General features: G+C 54.7%; 18 protein-coding genes. 7 read left to right on the top strand and 11 right to left on the bottom strand.

Annotated elements, in window-relative coordinates; all coding sequences use genetic code 11:
* Positions 1-411 (bottom strand): branched-chain amino acid ABC transporter permease (locus U5A58_RS33600; protein ID WP_321964661.1); only part of this gene is annotated, 411 nt, incomplete at its 3' end.
* Positions 412-1,846: 1,435 nt separating this feature from the next.
* Here U5A58_RS33600 and U5A58_RS33595 point away from each other — a divergent pair.
* Positions 1,847-2,707 (top strand): AraC family transcriptional regulator, encoded by an 861-nt coding sequence (locus tag U5A58_RS33595; RefSeq protein WP_321964660.1) that lies wholly within the window; start codon positions 1,847-1,849, stop codon positions 2,705-2,707.
* A 750-nt stretch (positions 2,708-3,457) separates the two neighbouring features.
* Here the strand turns inward: U5A58_RS33595 and U5A58_RS33590 are convergent.
* From U5A58_RS33590 to U5A58_RS33575, 4 genes are all read right to left on the bottom strand, one after another.
* Entirely contained in the window at positions 3,458-3,667 is a 210-nt protein-coding gene (locus U5A58_RS33590; RefSeq protein WP_321927564.1) for a hypothetical protein, read from the bottom strand.
* Positions 3,668-3,707: 40 nt separating this feature from the next.
* Positions 3,708-4,136, bottom strand: a complete 429-nt coding sequence (locus tag U5A58_RS33585) for a nuclear transport factor 2 family protein (protein WP_321964659.1) — start codon at positions 4,134-4,136, stop codon at positions 3,708-3,710.
* A gap of 151 nt (positions 4,137-4,287) precedes the next feature.
* Positions 4,288-4,746, bottom strand: a complete 459-nt coding sequence (locus U5A58_RS33580) for a MarR family winged helix-turn-helix transcriptional regulator (RefSeq protein WP_321927566.1) — start codon at positions 4,744-4,746, stop codon at positions 4,288-4,290.
* A gap of 151 nt (positions 4,747-4,897) precedes the next feature.
* Positions 4,898-5,668, bottom strand: coding sequence for an alpha/beta hydrolase (locus tag U5A58_RS33575; protein ID WP_321964658.1), 771 nt, complete (start codon positions 5,666-5,668; stop codon positions 4,898-4,900).
* 103 nt (positions 5,669-5,771) lie between these two features.
* On the opposite strand from U5A58_RS33575, the gene U5A58_RS33570 reads away from it, so the two are divergent.
* The 4 genes from U5A58_RS33570 to U5A58_RS33555 all read left to right on the top strand — a co-directional run bounded on the left by U5A58_RS33570 (position 5,772) and on the right by U5A58_RS33555 (position 11,166).
* The gene (locus tag U5A58_RS33570) at positions 5,772-6,677 is read left to right on the top strand and encodes an alpha/beta hydrolase (protein ID WP_321964657.1); all 906 of its coding nucleotides are present in this window, start codon (positions 5,772-5,774) and stop codon (positions 6,675-6,677) included.
* A gap of 137 nt (positions 6,678-6,814) precedes the next feature.
* Complete coding sequence (locus U5A58_RS33565; protein WP_321927569.1) at positions 6,815-7,216, top strand: tautomerase family protein; 402 nt, start codon at positions 6,815-6,817, stop codon at positions 7,214-7,216.
* A 208-nt stretch (positions 7,217-7,424) separates the two neighbouring features.
* A complete protein-coding gene (locus U5A58_RS33560) occupies positions 7,425-8,960 on the top strand; it encodes an acetolactate synthase large subunit (protein WP_321964656.1) in 1,536 nt (511 codons plus the stop codon).
* 1,135 nt (positions 8,961-10,095) lie between these two features.
* Entirely contained in the window at positions 10,096-11,166 is a 1,071-nt protein-coding gene (locus U5A58_RS33555; RefSeq protein ID WP_321964655.1) for a Glu/Leu/Phe/Val dehydrogenase dimerization domain-containing protein, read from the top strand.
* 213 nt (positions 11,167-11,379) lie between these two features.
* On the opposite strand, the gene U5A58_RS33550 is transcribed toward U5A58_RS33555, so the two are convergent.
* A complete protein-coding gene (locus U5A58_RS33550; protein ID WP_321964654.1) occupies positions 11,380-12,549 on the bottom strand; it encodes a helix-turn-helix domain-containing protein in 1,170 nt (389 codons plus the stop codon).
* A 233-nt stretch (positions 12,550-12,782) separates the two neighbouring features.
* Here U5A58_RS33550 and U5A58_RS33545 point away from each other — a divergent pair, with 233 nt between their 5' ends.
* Both U5A58_RS33545 and U5A58_RS33540 read left to right on the top strand, forming a co-directional pair.
* Positions 12,783-14,246 carry an aldehyde dehydrogenase family protein gene (locus U5A58_RS33545; RefSeq protein ID WP_321964653.1) on the top strand — a complete coding sequence of 488 codons (1,464 nt, stop codon included), beginning with the start codon at positions 12,783-12,785 and terminating at the stop codon, positions 14,244-14,246.
* Positions 14,247-14,303: 57 nt separating this feature from the next.
* On the top strand, positions 14,304-15,665 hold the full coding sequence (locus U5A58_RS33540; RefSeq protein ID WP_321964652.1) for an MFS transporter: 1,362 nt from the start codon (positions 14,304-14,306) through the stop codon (positions 15,663-15,665).
* 818 nt (positions 15,666-16,483) lie between these two features.
* On the opposite strand, the gene U5A58_RS33535 is transcribed toward U5A58_RS33540, so the two are convergent.
* The 5 genes from U5A58_RS33535 to U5A58_RS33515 all read right to left on the bottom strand — a co-directional run bounded on the left by U5A58_RS33535 (position 16,484) and on the right by U5A58_RS33515 (position 21,724).
* Positions 16,484-16,762, bottom strand: a complete 279-nt coding sequence (locus U5A58_RS33535) for a cryptic plasmid protein A (RefSeq protein ID WP_321964651.1) — start codon at positions 16,760-16,762, stop codon at positions 16,484-16,486.
* 71 nt (positions 16,763-16,833) lie between these two features.
* The gene (locus tag U5A58_RS33530) at positions 16,834-17,202 is read right to left on the bottom strand and encodes a hypothetical protein (RefSeq protein ID WP_321964650.1); all 369 of its coding nucleotides are present in this window, start codon (positions 17,200-17,202) and stop codon (positions 16,834-16,836) included.
* Positions 17,199-18,956 carry a hypothetical protein gene (locus U5A58_RS33525; RefSeq protein ID WP_321964649.1) on the bottom strand — a complete coding sequence of 586 codons (1,758 nt, stop codon included), beginning with the start codon at positions 18,954-18,956 and terminating at the stop codon, positions 17,199-17,201. Before U5A58_RS33525 ends, U5A58_RS33530 begins: the two co-directional genes overlap by 4 nt.
* Positions 18,957-18,958: 2 nt before the next feature.
* Entirely contained in the window at positions 18,959-20,629 is a 1,671-nt protein-coding gene (locus tag U5A58_RS33520) for a hypothetical protein (RefSeq protein ID WP_321964648.1), read from the bottom strand.
* A gap of 3 nt (positions 20,630-20,632) precedes the next feature.
* Positions 20,633-21,724 (bottom strand): site-specific integrase, encoded by a 1,092-nt coding sequence (locus U5A58_RS33515; protein WP_321964647.1) that lies wholly within the window; start codon positions 21,722-21,724, stop codon positions 20,633-20,635.
* Positions 21,725-21,882 lie beyond the last annotated feature (158 nt).

Below are 21,882 nucleotides of genomic sequence, written 5' to 3'. Positions count from 1 at the left end.
ATCGGTCGAGATGAGCTGGGGGAACGCGAGCGGGTTGCGGCCCCAGATGATCATGGCGAGCGTCTGCAGCAGGATCGACACACCGATCGCGGTGATCAACGGTGCGAGGCGCGGCGCCCGGCGCAGCGGCCGGTACGCGACCTTCTCGATCGTGTACCCGACGCCCGCACATACGACCGCGGCGACGGCAAGGACGATGCACAGCGTGGGGATGTTCCCGAGGCCCGGGAAGTGATTGTGGAGCACATTGATCGCAGAGAGCGCGACCATGGCGCCCACCATGAGCACGTCGCCGTGCGCGAAGTTGATGATGCCCAGAATCCCGTACACCATGGTGTAGCCGAGAGCGATGATGGCGTAGATGCTGCCAAGCACCAGCCCGTTGAGTACCTGCTGGATAAAAATGTCCATATAGTTTCCTATCCGCGTTGCACACCCACTCCTCACAGGTCTGGATCTGGAGGACTCGATGTGAACCCGGCTACGCGCATCGGCTTTAATCATGATGCGCAAGCTTGTCGTGTTTAATTGCCTCTCATCGGCGTTCTGATAACGCCACGGCGTCCCGTTTCGACGCCGATTCGGTAAGCCAAGCATGCAGGCCTAGCACCGCGGTCCCGTCAGCCAATGACGTTCAGAAAAATCGTTGGCTAATAGTTGAATTGCCGATACTGTGCGCCGCCGAGTATCTCTGCCCCTGGCGAAGCGGTGTCCTGAGCGGTACTGTCGATTTTGTCCGGCTGTTGCCGACTGATAGCCGGTCCGAATGCGAAACGGGTTCACCAGATTCCAAAGATTCTTTACTCGGCTGGCGACTGGCAGCACGCGTCGGCCTGCCGCTTTCATAACGGTGAAAGTCCTCCGTCGACTCGCGAAGGTCGTGCTGCGGCTTCGTACGATTCAACGAGCGCGCCTGCGAACTCGTAATCCCCCTTGGGACGTTTCGAGCCAGTTTCGCGAATTCACCGTTCAATAACGTCATCCAAGTGCGGTTCGAAATAGGCGGCCACCCGATATAAAATTGGCGCACGAGCATTGCCCTATGTCTCTGCCCATTGAGAGAGTGCAACCTGCCTAACTTCGGCGGCTTCGCAAACGTGGCCGGGACACGCAAGTCCAACGAGAAACTCTCCCGCGGCGAGCCTCACAACATCAAATTTCTTGCTGGCCGCACACTTCCATCCGGGCAGGTACGCAATGGAATGACGTACTGAATTCATTGAAAAAAACCTCCTTTGTCATTGAAGAGCAGAAAACGTCTTCGTCGGCAGACACAATCGCGACAAGCAACGCACTGCATATGGAAGCCCGTGCCGTGGACCGTGGCCGGATCATAGGGGTGGTCGAATTTTTGACGGAATACAGGTAGTTTCCCTACTCGTGATTGTTCCATTTCGCAACAGTCTGGCCGCAACTTTGCCAAGCGCGACTAGTGCCCAGACCGCTGGAGCGTCTGGCCCATCCCGCCTTGGCGATGTGCGATGCAGGCAGCGACAACAGTTCCTGTCGTACCTTGGAGAACACCGCAAACTACGCCTGCGCGTAGCTATCTACATCGAGCAAAAACGTTCTAGCGCGGAAGAAATTGGCGACACACACTGGGTTGCTTGAGGGCGACGGATTTCCTTGGCAAAGGAGCCCCGCTTCGGATCGACGCACATGCGGATGCACTGCCCTTCAATTTTTAGGGCCACATCTATGGCTGCTTGCCCCCCGAACACGCGCAATTGCTCACGAAAGGACTACTATTCGGGGTACTAGTTTAGATTTGCCGACCGACGGCCTAGTACATTGACGCAAGGTGGCCAGAAATAGACACCTGTCAACAAGGGTTGTCACAGACGACATGAGCCAGACCAATCGCCTATCAGCAGACTTTGCACATTACTCGAGCGCTCTGAATCGCCTGAGTGGTGTCGAAGTGATGCATGCAAGTTTTTACTCCCACCGGTTCGCTCCACACCTCCATGACGCCTGGTCAATCGGTGCAGTCGTGTCTGGGATTCAGGACAACGCTGCCGACGCGCACAGCAACGTCATCCAGGAAGGCCAACTGGTGGTGACTCGGCCATACCGGCCACATGCGGGACGCGCGCTAGGGACAACGCCATGCCAGTACGTGATGCTGTACGTCAGTGACGCGCGGTTGCGCCAACAGGCACACGCCCTGGGCTTGGACGACATCAATCTGCCGGCGAATGCGATACCGGATCGGCCTATCGCGCAGCGACTGATCGCGTTTGTTTTTGATCTGCTGAATTGTGAACGATCAGGGTCACCCGCTGACGCATCCCTGAACGAAGAGTGCGGCGCGATCCTGGACGAGATTCTGCTGAGGCATGGGAATCACGCAAACTCCGATGATGACCTTTACGCGCACAGGTATGAGCGCAGACTTTACAACTCCTTGCAACACCTGCAGTCGCACTGGAACGAGTCTGTCTCTCTTGACGAACTCGCGCGACGGGCAGCGCTTTCGCCAGCACATTTTTGTCGCCGTTTTAGCCAAATGTATGGCTTGCCACCCCATCGCTACCAGCTTGTATTACGGATCGTGAACGCCAAGCGCATGCTGCATGACGGTGAGGAAATCGGTCGTGTTGCTCTTCAAGCCGGTTTTTCGGATCACAGTCACTTCGGGCGCCAATTCAAAAGTTGTTTCGGATTTTCACCCGGACAACTCACCAGAAAAGTTGCTGATTCGTGAGGTTCGCAGTTGCATGCTCGTTCCAACAACTGAGGGACGCGAAACACGTCCCGAATGTCCTTAGCTGCGCGGCGTTATCTAACCTGCTGAAGCTGCATGGCGCTGCGAAACCGAGATTATCGCTAATGCGGCCGCGGCTACGATAAGCGCGTGTCCCATGGAATCGGCTTGCGGTGACCATCTGAGCCATTGCCCTCACCGCGAAACCGGCAATCAATGTGATCGTATTGCCAGCCTTAGAGTGGGGCCGTTCATAAATTGCGCTCAGAGCGTATCGCACATTACGGTGAACCGTCCGCCTATGTTCAGGAATCCGCCGCCGCTCACCTGAGAGATCATCCGGCGTAGCTGTTGCGGACCGGCTTTAAGCTCGCAACTCAAGCCAAAAACACGGGTGAACCCAGTCGAGTCTGGACAGCCCCACTGCCTCCACAACAGCTGTTGCCTGAGTTTTCATAGCAAGTGCAGCAGCATGCCGATTCCCGCGTTACCAGAAGACCGATCTAGGCTCCGGGGTCCTGCGTGACGTCAGCTAAATCTGCTTCGCGACGCCTCCGCGCACATCCCGCCTGAATGGACCGCACCTGCTTCCGTTCCCATATACCGCCATTCATCAGCGGGGCCTCACAGGAGGCCCCGCCGCCAACGACATCCCCCACTTCGTCAGAAGGTTATAGATCACGCCGATGAATTTCGCATAGCAATACTTATTAATTTATGGGAAATTCACGATCAGTAGCCCGATGTTGCTCAGCTGTAAAGTCCGCCGACCCAGATCATCAGGCACAAGCACATCAGTACTGCCGCGATCAGAATCATCCTGCGTCCGCGCTGGAATTCGTCGAACTCAGCCTCCGGAATCCAAGAGATCTCATGTGCCGAATCGCCCACCGGGATCACGAGCGTGTCGCGCGTATCACTTTGCCGCGACTCCGTGGACGTTTGGCATTCGATCGACACGTTTCCTCTCCCTCAACAGATTCCCGCTTAAAAGCACCATTCAGACGGCAAGTGCCTTCGGGTAGCGCCGAGGCTCACGCCCCTCGAGGAGGTCACGACCGCGTGCCGTATCCGCGTAGATCCGCCCGTATACGAGCTTTCCATCACTCACCTTGAAGAGGAATAGATGTTCGTTTTCCATCGAACCACCCTTCTTGCTTTTCGCGCGCGCGATCACCGGCACGATGACATAGTCTTCTACCGCCAGTACCGCCCGGGCTTCATAGTTGAAATACTCGTACTCGCCGTTGACGTGCTTCCAGAACGCAAGGAACTCTTCCTTGCCGTTGTACGTCCCCCCGTACGGGAGCGAATCAGAAAACTCGAACACGAAGTCCTCGGCAAGCAGGCCAACCAGCTCCGTTTTATCGTTCTTTTCGAAACCACTAAACGCCTTCTCGCATGCCGCGATGATCGCTGTATTGCTCATGTTATGTCTCCAGTTTCAGGGACCGCCGTCGATCAGATCGGCGTTCCGAATTGCACCCAATATGAGCATATGCTCATATGTGATTGAAAAAATTGAGGCTTACGCGACCGGTCGCATCTGTTACCCGTCGCCTTCGCCCCACTCTGTCGCCCTACTCATCCCACGGCGCAAAGCCGGTTTCCAGAACCGAACGCAATGATTTGCGCAGCGCCGCGGCGTCACGCATGCCGTACGATGATTCAAACTCGTCCTGCACCGCTGTCCACATCGGAAACGCCTGATGGTACCGCTTCACCCCGGCATTTGTGATATGCGCCTCTCTCGCCCGTCGGTCCTCTCCCGTTCGAATTTCCAGCAAGCCATCGCGTTCAAGGGGTTTCAGATTGGTCGACAGCGTCGTACGATCCATGGCGATGATCTTGGCAAGTTCACCAATCGTCAAGGGTCCGGCACTGGCAAGTTTGTGAAGAATCGAGAACTGAGTGGCACGCAACCCCACCGGACTCAGTGCCCGATCGTAGGCGGCCGTCAGGTAGCGCGATGCCTGACGGGCCGCCAGACAGTTACAGCGGCCGTCGATATCCTCAATTGACTTAGTAGATGTGGTCATGGTGTAGAACAGTTTGCAAAGCTCGTCTGCGAGAATATATGCACATATGCGCATTTTTGCAATCCTGCTGTCCCATACTGCAACTTTTCAGCCGACCTACCCCCGCACACGACCTGCGCCCTGAAACGATCAAGCACGTACGGGAAGCTTCCTACAGCAGATCTGCACCTTGCAGAAACCGAATGATCGCAGTCGCAGTCTCGCGCGGCTGCTCAAGATGGGGCCAGTGTCCGGAGCGTGGGATCATCACGAGTTCACTCAGCCTGTAACGCGTCTCGCGCGCCTGCCTCACCGCACTTGCCGGTATGACGGGATCGCTCTCCGCACCGATGAGCAGAACGGGCCCGCAAAACGTGCACGGTTCGAGGCCACTCGGATCGCCTGTGCTAAACGCATCGAAATAACCCTCAACCGCTTCCACCCCCATCATGACGGAAGCGTCCGTCAATCGTTCCAGCGTATCTTGATCGAGATTGCAGGAAAACTGCTCGCGGATACTACGCTGGGTTGCTGCGTTTGCGCCGCTCTGCCTCAGGAAATCGACCACATCGGCAGGCAACCGGTTTCCGGCGAGCGGCGTGGGCGTCATTAATACCATCGCCATAATCTGTCGCGGCCGTCGCTGCGCGACCATCTCCGCAATCTGTGCGCCCATACTGTGACCGACCAGCACAATGTCATGGAGGTCATGCTGGTCGATCAGCCCGACCACATCTGCTGTGGCTTGCTGTAGCGTGTATGGTCCTCCTGAGTCACGCAAGTCACCCGCTCCTCGCAGGTTGACCGTGAAAACAGCAGCGCACTCTGGCCTTAGAGCATCGGTCAGGGGTGCCCAGACCGAACTGTTGTCTAGAAAACCGTGAATACAGATGACCGTGGGCTGTCGCTCATGGTGGGCATTCGTTTGCGTAAACTGCGACATATCTGATCTCCGCGTACACCGACAAAGGGATGGTTGCAATGCATCGTTCTGTTGTCTATTATGCGCATATCAACATAATTTTGCGACTAATGGAATACCCGAGATGATTTCGAGAACCGACATCGAGTTTCAAGCACAGGATGGTGTGACACTGCGCGGATGGCTCTTTGTTCCTCCGGACGACGGAACAAAACGGCCGGCCATCACAATGGCACATGGCTTCGGCGCCGTGAAAGAGCACTGTCTCGAACGCTTCGCGCGAGCGTTCGCCGAAGCTGGCTTTGTCGTCCTCGTTCACGATCACCGCAGTTTTGGCTCAAGCGACGGTCTCCCGCGTCAGGATGTCGATCCATGGAAGCAGATCGATGATTGGCGACATGCGATTTCATTCCTTGCAAGCCGGCCCGAGGTCGACAATGATCGAATCGGTCTATGGGGAACAAGTTATAGCGGCGGGCACGCATTCATATTGGGTGCGACCGACCGGCGTCTGAAATGCATCGTGTCTCAGGTACCGACCATCAGCGGGTTTGAGCAAGGCCGACGCCGCGTGCACTCCGATGCGCAGTCCGCTTTCATAGATCTCCTGAGTGAAGATCTGTACGCACAACATCGCGGTGAGAAGCCTCGCACACAGTCGATTGTCAGCGCGGAACCCGCCGAACTTGCTGCCTACCGAGCCCAGGAGGCAATCGACTTTTATCTGCAACCGATTTCAGAAAGTTCCTGGAAAAACTCGGTCACGCTGCGCTCTACGTTCGCAGCCCGGATGTACGAACCGGGTATCTGGGCGGCCCGTGTCTCGCCGACCCCATTGCTCATGGTTGTTGCTGCGCAGGACACTCTGACACTGACCGATCTCGAGCTGGATGCCTTTGAAAAGGCATTGCACCCCAAACGCCTCGCGCTCATCCCCGGAGGGCACTTTGCACCGTACGCCGCGGCATTTGAGACGGCATGTGGTGCGGCAGTGACGTGGTTCACCGAGCACCTTGGGGCAACGCAGTAAGGGGAAACATCGCCCTATCCCACTCATGTCGCTACGGAGTCGTCGCCCTGCCTAACCTGTTCACCACCATGCAGCAGTCAACTGGACATCCGACACCCCGCGGCGACGGAATTATCAACTGATCTACGGAGTCTTCAATGCCAGTATTTCACGCACATATCCCTAAAGGCCGTTTTTCGAAGGCACAGAAGCAGGCAATCGGAAATTCGCTCAACCGCTCCCTGGTCGAGGGGCTGAACATTCCTGAAGGTGACCGCTTCATCATCATCAGTGAACATGACGAAGACGAGCTATTTATTGACCCAACGTTCATGGACATGAAACGTAGTGCGGACGCGATGATCATCACCGTGCAGATTGGCGCGCACCGTCCAATTGAAGACAAGCGAGCCCTCGTAGCCGCAATTAGTCGCCTGTTACAGTCAAATGTGGATATCTCACCCGACGATGTCTTTATCTCCCTGATTCCGGTTCCGAATGAGAATTTCTCGTTTGGTCGTGGTCTTCTCCAGCTCTCCGAGTCGGCGCCGCGCTGGTAAGCACTGTCAAGTGAAGGCACACACCTAACGAAAACGAGTGCCAGTGTCCAATGGCAACCGGCTAAACCACAGAGACCGAAAGTGCGTACCGGACTTGGCCCGCTGCCGCTCGCCTATGCAACCCTCGGTGCTTCATTCGCGTGTACTGCAGAACCACTCCCGCCTCTCGGGTCTTTTTAAATGATGTTTTCATGGCAGGAGATACCCTATGAATGGGGCAGAAGCACTTGTACGTACACTTCTTGATTCCGAAGTCGATGTAGTCTTCGCGAATCCGGGAACCTCAGAAATGCACTTTGTTGCAGCGTTGGAGTCCGCACCGGGTATCCGGTACGTGCCATGCCTGTTCGAAGGCGTGGCAAGCGCCGCCGCGGACGGCTACGCTCGTATGACTGGCCGCCCCGCTGCCACCTTGTTGCACCTGGGCCCAGGTTTGGCCAATGCTCAAGCCAATCTGCACAATGCATTGAAGGCGCGCTCGCCAATTGTCAACATTGTCGGCGAGCATGCCACCTTCCATCGTGAAGCCGAGTCACCGTTGTCGTCCGACGTCCCTGCAATCGCACAACCCTTTTCCCATTGGGTCAAGTCGATCGACGAACCTGCAAGCGTTGGCACGATCTGCGTAGAAGCAATTGAAACTGCAAGGGAATATCCCGGTAAGATTGCCACGCTGTTAATGCCTGCAGACACCGCGTGGTCGGACGGCGGCAACGCAGGCAAGGCCAAATCTCGCGGAGCGCGAGTGAAGCCTGAGTCGACTGCGTTGGACGAGGCGCTGCGGATCTTGCGCTCGGGACGGAATACGGTCATTCTCCTTGGCGGTTCGGCCCTGTCAGCGCGAGCTACCGAAAGCGCAAGTCGCATCGCTTCGAAATCAGGAGCACGGATACGCGCCGAACTTCTCAATGCCAGAATCGATCGCAGCCCGGATGGTCTAAGTGTACGGCGGTTGCCTTTTCATATTGACAATGCCGTTGCGGATCTTCGGAACGTCGAACATATTCTGTTGTTCGACGCTGATCCACCGAACGCGTTCTTCGCCTATCCGGGACGCCCCAGCGCCGCGTACCCCTCGACCGCAAAGCTGCATGTCGTCGCCGATCATCACGAAGACGCGATATACGCGCTGAACGAGATCGACAAAGCACTTGAAGAGCGTATTGGCGCACCGGTCGCGCCGGATCTCGCCGCGCCACGGGCACAAGATTCCTCGGCAGCCATCGCGGCTGCTGTGTTGGCAGACCAGCTTCCCATGAACGCAGTCGTGGTAGACGAAGCGATTTCACTGGGTGAACTGTTCTACGACATGCTCGCTGGTGCTGCGCCCCATTCGTGGCTTCAACTTACGGGCGGTGCGATTGGCATCGGACTACCGCTGTCAGTTGGGGCGGCCATTGCTGCGCCAAATCGACGGGTAGTAGCACTACAGGCAGACGGAAGCGGCATGTACACTGTGCAGGCGTTGTGGACGCAGGCGCGCGAGAATCTGGATATCACAACAGTCATTCTCTCAAACCGATCCTACGCAATCCTGTTCCATGAAATGCAGAAGATGAATGCTGAAGTCTCACAGCGCGGCAAAGACATGCTCAGACTCGAGAGGCCGGAGATCGATTGGGTTCACATCTCGAACGGTTTTGGTGTCCCGGCCGTCCGCGCCGATACAGCAGACGAGTTCCGCAAGGCACTTCAGGAAAGCTTTGGCCGGTCAGGACCGAGCCTCATCGAACTGGTACTGTAGGCGCGGTTTTGCGGATTGCCCGAATGTGCGCTGCGACATCCAGGTCCCCCTGGGCGCGGCGCAAAGGCGCGCTCATGGAGCACCTGTGACAACCATTTTTGCGCGCCGTAACCTCGCGCAGGTGCCGTGACAAGGTACAGCGGCAACGCTCGTCGCACGATCGATGTCGTCATGGCATTAGGGCGCGTCGATTGACGCCCTCGCGCTTTGCTTTCCCTACGCTCTGGAATTCACGCAGTTAGCTGACGGGCACCGAAGGGTCCGGTGCCCGCGATCGCGAGAAATGACGCAACGGTTCGAATCCAGACCCGGTGCTGACGGCTCGGGCTCGCTCCCAAAAATGGGAGATCCGTCGGAGCGTGCCGGTCATTTGCGTAGCAATCTTCCCAGCCGCCACATTCCGTGCTCGGGCTGCAGACTCTGAAGGGACAATTGAGCAAAAACGTTCTATTCGGACGGGTGTACCGCGTGCAGAATGGCCTCACCTTGGTCGGGATCAATCCAATATTCTTGATCCTCAGTTGGACGGCGCGACTTGTTGATCACTTGTGTTTCCGACGGCAGCCGGTGCTGGAGTTGAGAACCCGTGGTTGCAGCCTGATCCCAGCCGGGAAGCGCTGAAGCAACCCAAGCGACGTAGCGTCGAAGTTTCACGAGTTGCAATGAAGTGTACGCAACAAAGAGCAGTTCTGGTGAGACGAAGAGGAAGTCGATGGCTAGTGGTGGAAAGTCACTGCGCCTGATGGTCGAGCACTGGCTCGCCCCTGGCCCACACAGGCAGATTCGGGTTGCAGAGTTCAGAAATAGCCGGGCGAATCAGAAGTGCTACGTTCGAGTGGAGATCGTCGGCACAACAACCCCTGTTTCGATTTTCTTCTTTCGTCATCCAGATGGCACCTGGCGGATATTTCCACCAAGGCTAGTGCGACTCGCAATGCGGGGCAGTTAGATCACAATCTACGTCCTACTGACGCCCGCCACTACCTGATCACACCGTCTTCGAGAGATGCACGAGGACAGTAACCTCAATCTACCGAACAGGCTGGCGCGCACACTTTCGGCCGGTCCAAGGCCAGCTAATCAAATCAGCGTTATCTGATCCCCAATGTCAAACGCCAGCTACTGGAGCACAAAAATGGCAGAACTCTTTATTCCGACCGATCACGAACTTTTCCAGATTAAACCGGGGTACAGAACCGGACTACCTGTAATGATCGGTGTTCACTCAACCGTGCTGGGGCCGGCGGTTGGTGGACTTCGCATAAAGCACTACGACGACAGCGCTACAGCTATATCAGACGTACTTCGCCTGTCCCAGGCGATGACCGTTAAAGCCGCAGCGATTGATAACGGTACCGGCGGCGGTAAAACTGTTGTGCCCCTGCCGTCTGGCTTCACCTTGACCCCACAGATAAAAGAAGCAATTCTTCTGGACGTTGCTGATCAAGTTCACTCACTCGACGGCACCTATCACGTAGCACCAGATGTCGGCACAGGCCCGGCTGACATTGACATCATCCGTCGGCGCACACCATTCGCGGGAGGATATTCGAAGGAAGCGGGCGGCGCAGGCGGTACGACGTTCGGCACGTATGTCGGCGTGGATACCGCGATCCGGGCCACTGTTGGTAGCGTGCTCCAGAAGACCTCGATGAAGGGTCTCAGGGTGAGTATTGTCGGCCTCGGCGGGATCGGCACGCTTTTGGCGAAAGACTACGCGAAGGAAGGCGCAATCCTGACGGTTGCCGATATCGACGAATCACGCAAGGCGCTCGCCGAAGAGATCGGTGCGAAGTGGGTGACGCCCGAGGAAGCAATGCTCGAATCGTGCGATGTCCTGGCCCCTTGCGCGCTTGGTGGCGTACTGACCCATGAGATCGTGCCTCAACTCTCTGCCCACATCATTTGCGGTGCGGCAAATAATCAGTTGACGAATGAAGACATTGCCGATGCCCTCCTTGCGCGGGACATTGTTTACGTACCGGACTTCATTGCTAACGCGGGTGGTGTCATGTACGCGACCGGGATTGAACTGCATCACCGGACAGAACAAGGTTCCGAAAAGCACACGCGCGATGGAATCAAACGAAATGTCGAACTGGTCCTCGATGTTTCCAAAACCGACAAAATCTCGACGCACGTCGCTGCTGTCGATCTCGCGCTGACGCGTCTGAAAGCAGCCAGTTCGCACGTCAGCCAGAGATAAGCACTCTCCTCTTACCTTCAACACTGCGAACTTGTCCTGCCGGCTTTTGTGGCAGGACTTCGCTTATCACCATTTTCTCTGTGCAAGTACTGATCTCTGCTGCGGATGCTTGAGCCGTGATGCGATTCGACAGCAAGCGCATAAGCGGCCGTCGTGACCAGTGCGCCTCGCTTACGCTTCTCCACAGAAGGCACGACAGGGTCACCTGACGGCCTACCTAGCCGTTCCGCGCAAAGCCCGATAGATCCTGCCTCTTGAGATTCCCAGTCGCCTTGCAGCGCACGAGACGTTTCCATTAGAGGCTTGAAGCGCCTCAAGGATCAGCGATCTTTCTTTCGCCGCCAGTCGGTCACTGGATGACTGAGGCAGCGACGAGACTATTGACGGGATTTCAGTGCCGTTCAAAGGGCTCTCGCGAGAATCGTTGACCGCCCCCGATTGCTCCGCGCGGGAACAATCCGATACAACGAAAAAAACGAGAAGACCGTTGGGCAACCTGTGCGCGGTTTCAATTCTTCCACGCTCGGAACAATGACTGCGAAGGTCTGCCATAGTCAGGCCAAAAGCCGATTCTACGGAAAGTTGCCGCGTCTGCTGCGGCGCCACCAGCTGGGCCCCGACTCCGTTTAGCCATGCGACCGTCCCGTCGGGTCTGATCCCGGCCAGTCCCTCCAGCCCAGTTCCAATCAGTGCGGGCGCAATTTGAAACTCCAGAAGCAGGTTATCCATGGGCTGCGCCTTGAGCAGCCTGTTTTCGATAACCCCCGCGTACATGCCGACGATAGCACCCGGATCGAACCCGAACGGATGGAACTCAATGGCAAGGTTCAGGACGCCCGCGAGATTGCCCTGTGCATCGCAGATAGGTGCAGCAGCACATCGCATCGATCCCTGTCCGTTGAAAAAGTGCTCGCCCCCTTCGACCAGTGCCGCGTGACCGGTCTTCATAGCAATGCCGGGCGCACTGGTCCCAATCGCACCTTCCGACATGTCAACCCCAAGTCGCGCCAACTGCCGAATGACATGGCCCGTCGTCATTTGTTCTGGGCTTGAACGCACAATGACACCCACCGAATTAAGCAGTGAAACGCAGCACCCCGTACCGGCCAGCGCTAGCTCAAGCTTGTCCAGTTCAGGTGCTGCTGCCTCGATGAGACGCCTACTTCGTCGAAGTGCGTTCTTCAGTTCATTGTCAGGCACTACGGGTGGCGTGACAGATTCCTCCGTCGACCTCCCGTTTCCCAGACATCGCTCCCACGATTGGATTACGGTGTCACGAACCATGCCTGTGGGCCGTTGATGATCGCCGAAGAATTTTTCACGCGCACGTTTCCATCGGAACTCCGGCTCTGGAAAGACAGGCATTGAGTATGAATCAGTCATGCTGCTAGACCTTCAAGAATTGCGTTTCGCGGCAACGATGTCCCATATTGGAACAATTCGGCATAGGGAAATTACTTAACTTCCTGCTAGTCCGATGTCGTCCCTATGATCCCCCATCCAGCATGCGGCTGGCAACCAGATTGATACCGCCAATAGCCTACGCTGAACAACTACGGTATGGCTGAAGCGTGGCTATTTCCAGAACACCTTGATGAGGAAGAAGGGCATCGAACATGAATACAAAATTGAACCGTTCGGAGTGGCATCGCAGCATATATTCGTCGCGATGGACAAGCGAAGGTGTTAACTCACTTGAAGTCATGGAGCCGGCGACAGGTGAACTCCTTGACATCGTGGGTCTCGCGTCCAAACATCACGTCTATGAGGCCGCGGAAGCCGCGGTGTCTGTGCAGAGGCGGTGGGCGGACACTGCCCCAGGCACCCGGGCAGCAATCCTTCGTCGCGCCGCAGCGTTGTTCGAAGAGAGAAAGCCAGAGATCCTCGAGATCCTCATGCGCGAGTCCGGCTCGATAATGCCCAAAGCCGAGTTTGAGTTCGCCAGCGTTATCTCGGAACTGCATGAAGCGGCCGCGCTTACGACGCAACCAGAAGGACTGCTGCTTCCTTCCGGATCGCCCACCCGCCTCAGCATCGCTCGCCGCGTTCCCATTGGCGTGGTCGGCGTCATCACGCCCTGGAATCTTCCGCTCGCGCTTGCCGTTCGATCGATCGCGCCCGCAGTCGCACTGGGCAACGCGGTCATCCTAAAGCCGGACCCCAAGACCCCGATATCTGGTGGGCTCATTATCGCGCAGATATTCCAAGATGCCGGCTTGCCGGCTGGTGTACTAAGCGTGCTGCCTGGGGGCGCAGAAGTGGGTGACGCCATCGTTCGGCATCCTGATATTCCGATGATCTCCTTTACCGGATCGACGGCAACCGGAAAGATGATTGCACGTATTGCCGGTGAGTCCCTAAAAAAGGTTTCCCTGGAACTCGGCGGCAACAACGCGCTGATCGTCCTGGACGACGCCGATCTCGAGCGCGCGACGTCGGCGGCTGCGTATGGCTCATTCCTGCATCAGGGTCAGGTTTGTGTCGCGGTTGGTCGCCATATTGTCCATCGCAAGATCGCGGCCCAGTATGCGGAGATGCTGGCCTCGCGTGCGAAGAACCTGCCAGTCGGAGATCCATATCGCGAAAACGTCGCACTGGGTCCCATAATCAGCCAGCAACAGATTGAAAAGATCGACGAATTCGTGAAGTCCACCGCGACAGCAGGCGCCAGGTTACTAACGGGTGGCAAGTACGACAAGCTGTTCTATCAACCCACCGTTCTGACCGACGTCCTTCCGGGTATGCCGACGTTCGACTACGAAGTGTTTGGCCCAGTCGCGTCCATCACCGTCTTCGACGATGACGAGCAGGCTGTAGATCTTGCTAATAGGGGTGACTACGGGCTCTCATCCGCTGTTCAGAGTCGGTCACTAGACCGGGCGATGGCCATTTCGCGAGGCATCAAGGCCGGGATGGTCCACGTGAACGATCAGACGATCGTTTACGAGGCTCATGCCCCGTTTGGCGGCGTCAAAAATTCCGGCAATGGATCGCGATACGGCTCACCTACAAATCATGAAGAATTCACAACGCTTCAGTGGGTGACAACGAACGAGGTCATCCCAACCTATCCGTTCTAAATCACGAGTCGTCAGAGGCATTGTAAAAAGTATATGCATGACGCGAAGGAGACTACCATGGCTCAAACGAGCGGCATAGACGTTGAGGCATTCATTGATCAGCAACCCATAAGCAGATTCCAATGGCTCGTCGGGGTCCTCTGCTTCTGGATAGTCGTCATTGATGGCTTCGACACGGTGTTGATAGGGTTTGTTGCGCCTGACCTGATGCGAGACTGGGGTGTGTCGAAGCAGGCACTGGGGCCCGTACTGAGTTCGGCGCTGTTCGGCCTGATGGTCGGTGCACTGACATCCGGCCCCGCTGCTGACCGCTGGGGACGCAAGCGGATTCTGCTGGTCAATGTATCGCTGATTGCACTTGCAACACTTGCCGGTGCATTCAGCAACGGCCTTGAATCGCTTGCAGCCACACGATTCGTGGCAGGGATCGGTCTTGGCGCCGCCATTCCTACCGCAGTCAGCCTTTGGGGCGAATTCGTACCTCGTAGACTGCGCAGTGCCCTGCTCGCTGTCATGTGCAGCGGATTTCCAATCGGAGCGATGGGGAGTGGATTGGTCGCGGCGTGGGTGATTCCATCATTTGGTTGGCGCGCCTTTATTCTGTGTGGAGGTGCAATCGCCACGGTGACGGCCCTCTGCATCATCTTTTTTATGCCAGAATCGGTCAAGTTTCTGGCTGCTCAAGGTGCGCGAGCGGACGAAGTTCGACGAATTCTCCTTCGTATGAACAGCACGCCGCTTGATCCAGATGAATCGTTTTGGGTCGCGGACGTGGATGTCGCCGAACAAGGTTCCATCCGGACCATTCTCTCGCCCAAGATGTTGTTCGGAACGGTCGTACTCTGGATCTGCTATTTCACCGGCCTGTTCGTGGTCTACCTGCTGCTGAACTGGCTGCCAACGATGATGCATGTCCTGGGATATTCGGTGCGCGAAAGTGGCGTTGCCGTCGCGCTGTTCAGTTGGGGGGGAGCCGTGGGATCACTCATTATTGGATGGATTATGGGTAGATGTGGGGCCGCGCGAACCTTGATTGTTGTGATGCTGCTCGGTGCGTGCTTGCTGTTCTCCATGTCGATCACCATACATTCCGTCTCAATACTCTATGTGACCCTCTTCGTATGCGGTCTTGTCCTACCCACGCAGAACATCGGGATGAATACTTATGCAGCGTTGTACTACCCTACGAACGCCAGGGCGACCGGGGTAAGCTGGATGCATGGCATCGGACGCCTGGGAGCGGTGGCCAGCGCGCTTGTGGGGGCCCAACTGCTGGGCTTGGGATGGAGCATTGTGGAAATCTTCGCGGCTGCCGGTGCGGTCCCTGTGATAGGAGCGTTGGCCATGCTAATGTTGAAATTCCGGAAGTCTGGCGTATCAGCGGATCACGAAACCGTAGCTCCACATATTATCCATTAACCTCAGGGCATCTCGAAAGCATGCGCGAGCTAGATCGAAAAAAAGCGAGCATCGTCGCCCGCTTCCCTATCCGCGCATATTCGCCCGTAAAGCTTGGTGTCCTTGTCCAACTTACTACGGCGTCGCCCGATCTTCCACCCTCGAGAGATCCAGCGTTGTCTCTGCCCACTGATGCTCAAGGGCGATTAGGTCGGTGGTGGGCGAGGCGCGCGGATGCTGGAGCGCGGCAAGGACTTAGAAGGCGTGTTGGGCGAAGCGCGGCGCCGAGAGCCATCAGGCAACGTTCGTGCTGAAGACCGGATATCTACTCGCGAGATTTTCCACCATAGAAAGGCTCCATCGTGGAAATCGATGTTCTCGGCATTGATCTCGCGAAGTAGGGTTTTCAACTCCACGGAGCTGACCGCCGCGGTCCTGTTGTGCATCGGGCGAAAGTCTCACGGACTTCATTCTTCGAATCCGTGCACACGATGAATCTCAAAGTGTTTGTCATGGAAACATGCGTTGGCGGCGGCAGCGAAGCCTTCGTACGATTCGCGGACTGCAGACGGGAGGCATTCCAGAGCCCCGGCGGCGCATCATGCAGAAGCAAGAGCGCCATTAGGCCAGTACCAATCGAGTTTTCCGTTCGTCTCCATGTGACCGACGGCCGGCCCGATGCGCTTCATATTCGGATCGTCGCACGCAGAGCACGCGTGATGCCCCCATTCGCCACGTGCCCCGTTTGCTCGGCTCCACCAACGATCACCGTCGTGCGGACACCACTCCGACTGTGAAAATCGCCCACCAGACCACATGGAGATCCGCGCAACTCGGTGTTACCGCGAATTCTTGAATCGCGTTGACTTGCCGTTGTTGAGGATTGCTTTTAAACGAGATAGATGCTCGCAGGCTTCATCCCTCGGCGTTATTACAACCTCGTCAGGAATCTCTACACCTAACACCTTCGCGATGTTCGAGACGTATGGTTTTCGGCGCCCCGCAATACTCGCACATGCCTGCTCAACTGCTTCGCTGCCACACTTCGAGATGAGATATTCAAGCGTACGTTTATCGCGCGCCGTATTGATAATCACCGCACCTTTGTACGTATCCATACGCCGTTCTTCCCAGAAAGATCAAAACCGTTGGAGTCTTTCGCCAAGAGATCTAGTACGAATGGTACGGTTCAACGAACGATCGACAGCCCGCGCGCCTTCAGTTGCTGCCTAAGCTCATTAGCTTGTACTATCAATTCACCGTTTTGAATGACTGCACCCTGCAGCTTTTTGTCAGAATCCTCTTTCTCCTGCCACAATTTCTGAATACGCTCCCGGAGCACCGCCCCCTCCGAATCAGTGCCCCGAGGGCGGGAAAGATAAGATAGTACAGTCACAACATCAGCATGACTTTTATAGAGTGCCTGACGGGAAAGCCCCGCGGCACGCGCAAACGTTGTCACGCTCAGAATTCGAGCATCGGATTCCCCCGCTGCAATGCTAAAGAGAGATTGCAGTAGAAGATTCTCTATATCAGTACGCAACCGATTTCGTTTCATGACCGAGGTTTCCTCCCAAGTCTCTTGACCGCTGCCTTAATTTCGATCTGATTTGCCGAAATTGCGTCGTTCCCTGGTGAACCAACAGGAAGCTCGCGTAGCACTTCCTGATTGCGCTCTAGCATATCCTTCCAAACGGGTAGATGTTGGTTCGTGAGAACTCCATTTTCGCAATCAAGGCAACTCTCTTGCTCGTATAGGCAATCCTGCGAGCACAGAGCTCTACCTCTACGGGCCAAGCAAAGCGACTGAGGTCCGATCCGAATCTGATGACCGCGCTGTAGCGTTCGAAGAAGTGCCTTTTTGCTTTCGAACGTCATCACGGGATACTCTCTGCGAAGTGGTTCGAGTTCACGCCCACGCCCACCCTCAAGAGGAAAGGGCGACGAAAGTATTTCGTGCAAAATATTTTGGGACTCACTATTAATATAGTTGTCAGCATCAGCTTGCAGTTCATCATCTGCAAACGTAAGAAAATAACCGCGTGTGGTCTTCGAACTTGTATGCCCAAAGTGACTTTTGAAATACGTAACGTCCCCCAACTTTAGGCGCGCAAAGGCCCGCGCAATAGTTGGCCGGAAGCGTTGGTGCGTCACAACTGTGTCGTCCGTCAAAAACTCCATACATTCCGGCCGCTGAATATACTTCTTTATGGCGATTAACGCCGCACGCGGATTAAAAGCCTTATTTCCGTTTAGATATCTAAATTTTGGAAATAACAGTCCCTTCGACTGCTCGATCGCTGGAGCGTCACTTGGCGGAATACGTCCGTGCTTGACAGCTAGATCTAGGGCACGTCGAACTTTGTTCAACGCGGAAACAGCGAGAATAGTCTCTTCAGACGCCAACCATCGATGTGGACGACCACTCGGTGGCTCACCCTTAAATATGCGCCCGTTTAGCCATGTCACATCAACAAAGCCGTCCTCCGTATTTAGCTTCCCATTTTCAAGACAATTCACATCAAGGGAGTAAATTTCGTCAGGTCGCATCCCCTCTGTCGCGCAAATCGCAAGCGCTGCCGAAGTACGAAGTTGGTTCACCGCGGCTATCCGAACACGATAGTCCGTGGTCGAGAGCAACAATTTACAAACTGCGTCGACATTCTCTAGATCACGTCTTGCGACACGAATGAATCCTGCAAACACGGCTAACTCATATGGCTCGACGACATTCATCTCATTGTTACTTTTGGCGCCAGCAACCTTCGCCGCCGTTTTCCCTACCCACGGCTCTGCGCGCAACCCATATTCCATCCCTTCGCTAAAATGCCACAATTCCTTTACGCATGCAATGTATCTAAAAAGCGAGTCCGCCTTTAATCTTCCGTCATTTTTAGGTTTTTTAGCCCCTCTACCCTTAAGCCCCCCCATTTTTTTACGGTACGCAACATATTCGTCGACACCCCATGCCTCCGAGAAGCAGCATACCTTTCTAATATTCACCAGAAAGGCAATAAAAAATCGAATTCTATTCCAAAAACTATTTATTCGATAATTTCCGGAACACCATTTGAATTCAAGATATTTTTGCACCACATATAGCATATTAGTATACCTTCCATCAGAAAAACGACTCCCATCATCGAAAATCAGATTGAAATCAATCCTTTTCCAACCAATTTTCGGAATCTCGCCCCTTAGCTCGTCGGTTACAATCCAGGCTGCGTCCCCAATTCTGAAAGGAAACTCGACGTTATGAAAAACCCTTCTTCGATAAGTATTATCGATTTTCTCGACGGATTGTTGGGTCATTGTCATCTCGATAGATTAATTCCAATCCACAGCGGATGAAGCACTTTTTTTGCCTTCTCCCGCGCAGCTTTTACCAAACGCTTTTCGAATTGCGAAAATATCTCCAAATCAATAACTTCCAAAATAAACTCAAATCTCTTTCGATAGGCTCCCTGAATAACACCATCATCAAGGTCCAGACGAATTCGTCTCTCTAGGCTGGCAATTCTGTATAAATCGGTCACCACGACAGCTAGCGCGTGACAATGGAAGCAGGCAAGAGTGTTAGCACAAGGCCGGCCATCCTTGGGCGCCAGCTCTCCGTATATTGGATCAGTACATGAAGCAACCTTGGTCTTGAGCATTCCGTCAATCAAACGTTGAATTACATCCTGAGAGAGGCCAACATCCCTCGCCCACACCTGCGCATCGGTAACGGAGCGATTGACCACAACAGATATGGCATTGAGGCCCTTCTGAAATTTATAGTGGTCGTCGTCGGTGACGGTTTCATAAATTGACCCAGTCGTATCCGGATCTTTATGATTAAGAACACGCGCCTTAACATGCATGTGCGTATCTTCCGGCAGATAATTCTCAAGCGTATCTCGTAATTTACGCATTGAAATAATTAACTTGCCCCCATTATCCGCCCTCGCTCCCGATTTGTTTAATTCACTTTGCAACACCTTCATTCCAGCGCCGTACGGACCATCCGTAATTCTTCCGTATATATTGTCGTAGCCCTGAGCGGCGCAGTCATATTTGCACTGAAACAACCCATTGGAGGTGTCAAGCTTTGCCGCTCTGTTGTATTCTATATTTTCGTCAAATATTTTTCTTACAACTCCTTTTCGCTTGATCTTCACATCAATCGCATCTGTCTCATCGCCGCCTCCCTTCAATTCTGGAAGTCTATTCGCAGACTGCTTCGGACGGTCCTTTCGAACCACCACCACGTCGAATCGTTGATCGTGTTCACCTGGATGCAACGAATTCTCGTTTAACATAAAAGCACTGGATCGATTAATTGGCAAAAAAACTGCCAGCGTGCAAATGCACGCGACCAGATAAGCCCTCTCAGAATTTAATGTCGCACCTCGCGGTAAGGTGCGCCGATTAATCAGAAACTTCACGATCAACTTAAATTCTTTGCGCGAATAAATAATCTTTTTTAAACTAGTATCCTTCGGCACATTCCGTAGACCAAACGGTCCTAAATCAGGCCTAGTAGCGTTAGCCGCCACTCCGAGCCGCCACGCATCTGTGACTGTGGTGCGAAGAGAAACAGGGTCTCTCGCGCGATGGGTAGCATTGGCCCTCTTCATTACCGGCCGCATGTTGACGGGTCGAGAAAGTATCTCCTGATATTCAACCAAGTTGATCTTTGATATATCAGCAATTGAATTTGGCCGAATCATCTCCGGACATTTCGTTAAACTGACAAGATAGTTCATAATAGTACGGTATCGTAGCTCAAGTGATCTCGGCTTTAGCTCCAATCGCAATCGATATAGTGTTTCGCTGAATTCCTTGGCAAGAGGAAAGAGATCCGGCGAAATTCCGAAATCGAATCGAAAACTCCGGATATGACCGGGCTCATTCAGATAGATCCACGTAGGCCATGGCGCCTCACCGACTCCTCCCGCAGATACTTCATTGCCGTTTTCTTTATGCAGTCGTGATTTACGCATGATCTAATTATCCAAAATTTCGCTGAGTGCACGTTGATACCGCGTCAACGCGCGAGTTTTTTCCGATTCCTCACGTACGCTGAGGTGAACGTATCCATACGTTGTTTTAACATCGGAGTGACCAAGCAGATTCTTTAGCGCATCCACAGCTGCAACTTCACTTCCCTTAAATCTCCCGGACGTTTCATATTCCAAAAATCGTGTCGCGTACCAATGCCTCAGAAGATGAGGATGAATCGCAATCCCGCTGAGTTTGCTCGCACGCAAAAAAGCGTCATTTAACCAATCCGGATTACACGATCGTCCATATTTTGTGACCAACAACGTTTCGCAAACCTGACTGGCGCGCTCAATGCGACCTGCTCTGCGGTCACTCATTTTGTAATTGAGCATCTCACCGTACAGACGAACCGGGATTTCCACTTTCCGTCGCCTGGACCCTTTGGTCGGCGCGTGATATCCGTCTAATTCGAGGAGAACGGCCCCCCATCGGCGCCGCATCTTGTCCAGCGGAAGCAGGATGTCCGCCGGCAGAGAAGTCACCTCAGATCGTCGCAGCCCAGAACAGAAAGTGAGCCCTGTCGCGATGCGCTCCTCTGGCCCGCGCAAATGCAACATGAACGCTTTTATGTCGTCAGCAGTTGGAAGCCAGATGCCGGCGAAAGCCGGAAGCCCACGAGTGCGCACCGTATATTCAGCTATCGATACGCAATTGGTTTCGACGATGAGTCCCTTTTTTAAGGCCCATGCCCAATAAGATTTGAACGCATCAACAGCAAGATTAACCGTTGCCTGCTTGCAGCGCTTCCCGTCAACGCCAATCTCTAATTTAAATTCCCTGTAGTTAGTAAGATGATCGACCGAGACGCTTTCGAATGGAATGTCGTTGTCTTCAAAATAAGCAAAGATATCTAGGAGTCGCTGAGCGAATGTGCGTGCTGTCGCTTCAGATGACCACGCATTCGTTGCGACCTGATACAGAATGTATAGGTACGCTGCCTCAAGAATGAAGCCGCGTGAATCGATCAGTGTAGGGAATTGAAAGCCAGCTGGCACATAGCCAGGGATACCCGCGCTGTGGAATAGGAGCCTCATTGGAAGCTCCTTACCGACGAGCGTGCGGTTCGCTTCAGCGACCGAGCAAAAGCCCTAATGGGCTGCTTGCACGACGAGCGTATCCGCGCCACTCTGGGGTGGCGGAAAACAGGAGGAACGAGCCCAGAATTCTGGGCGAAAGCGAACACTTGCATACA

Source organism: Paraburkholderia sp. J7, from assembly GCF_905220155.1.
GTDB lineage: Bacteria > Pseudomonadota > Gammaproteobacteria > Burkholderiales > Burkholderiaceae > Paraburkholderia.
The sequence above is the reverse complement of the archived record's forward strand: the minus strand, read 5'-3'. Positions and strand labels throughout refer to the sequence as shown.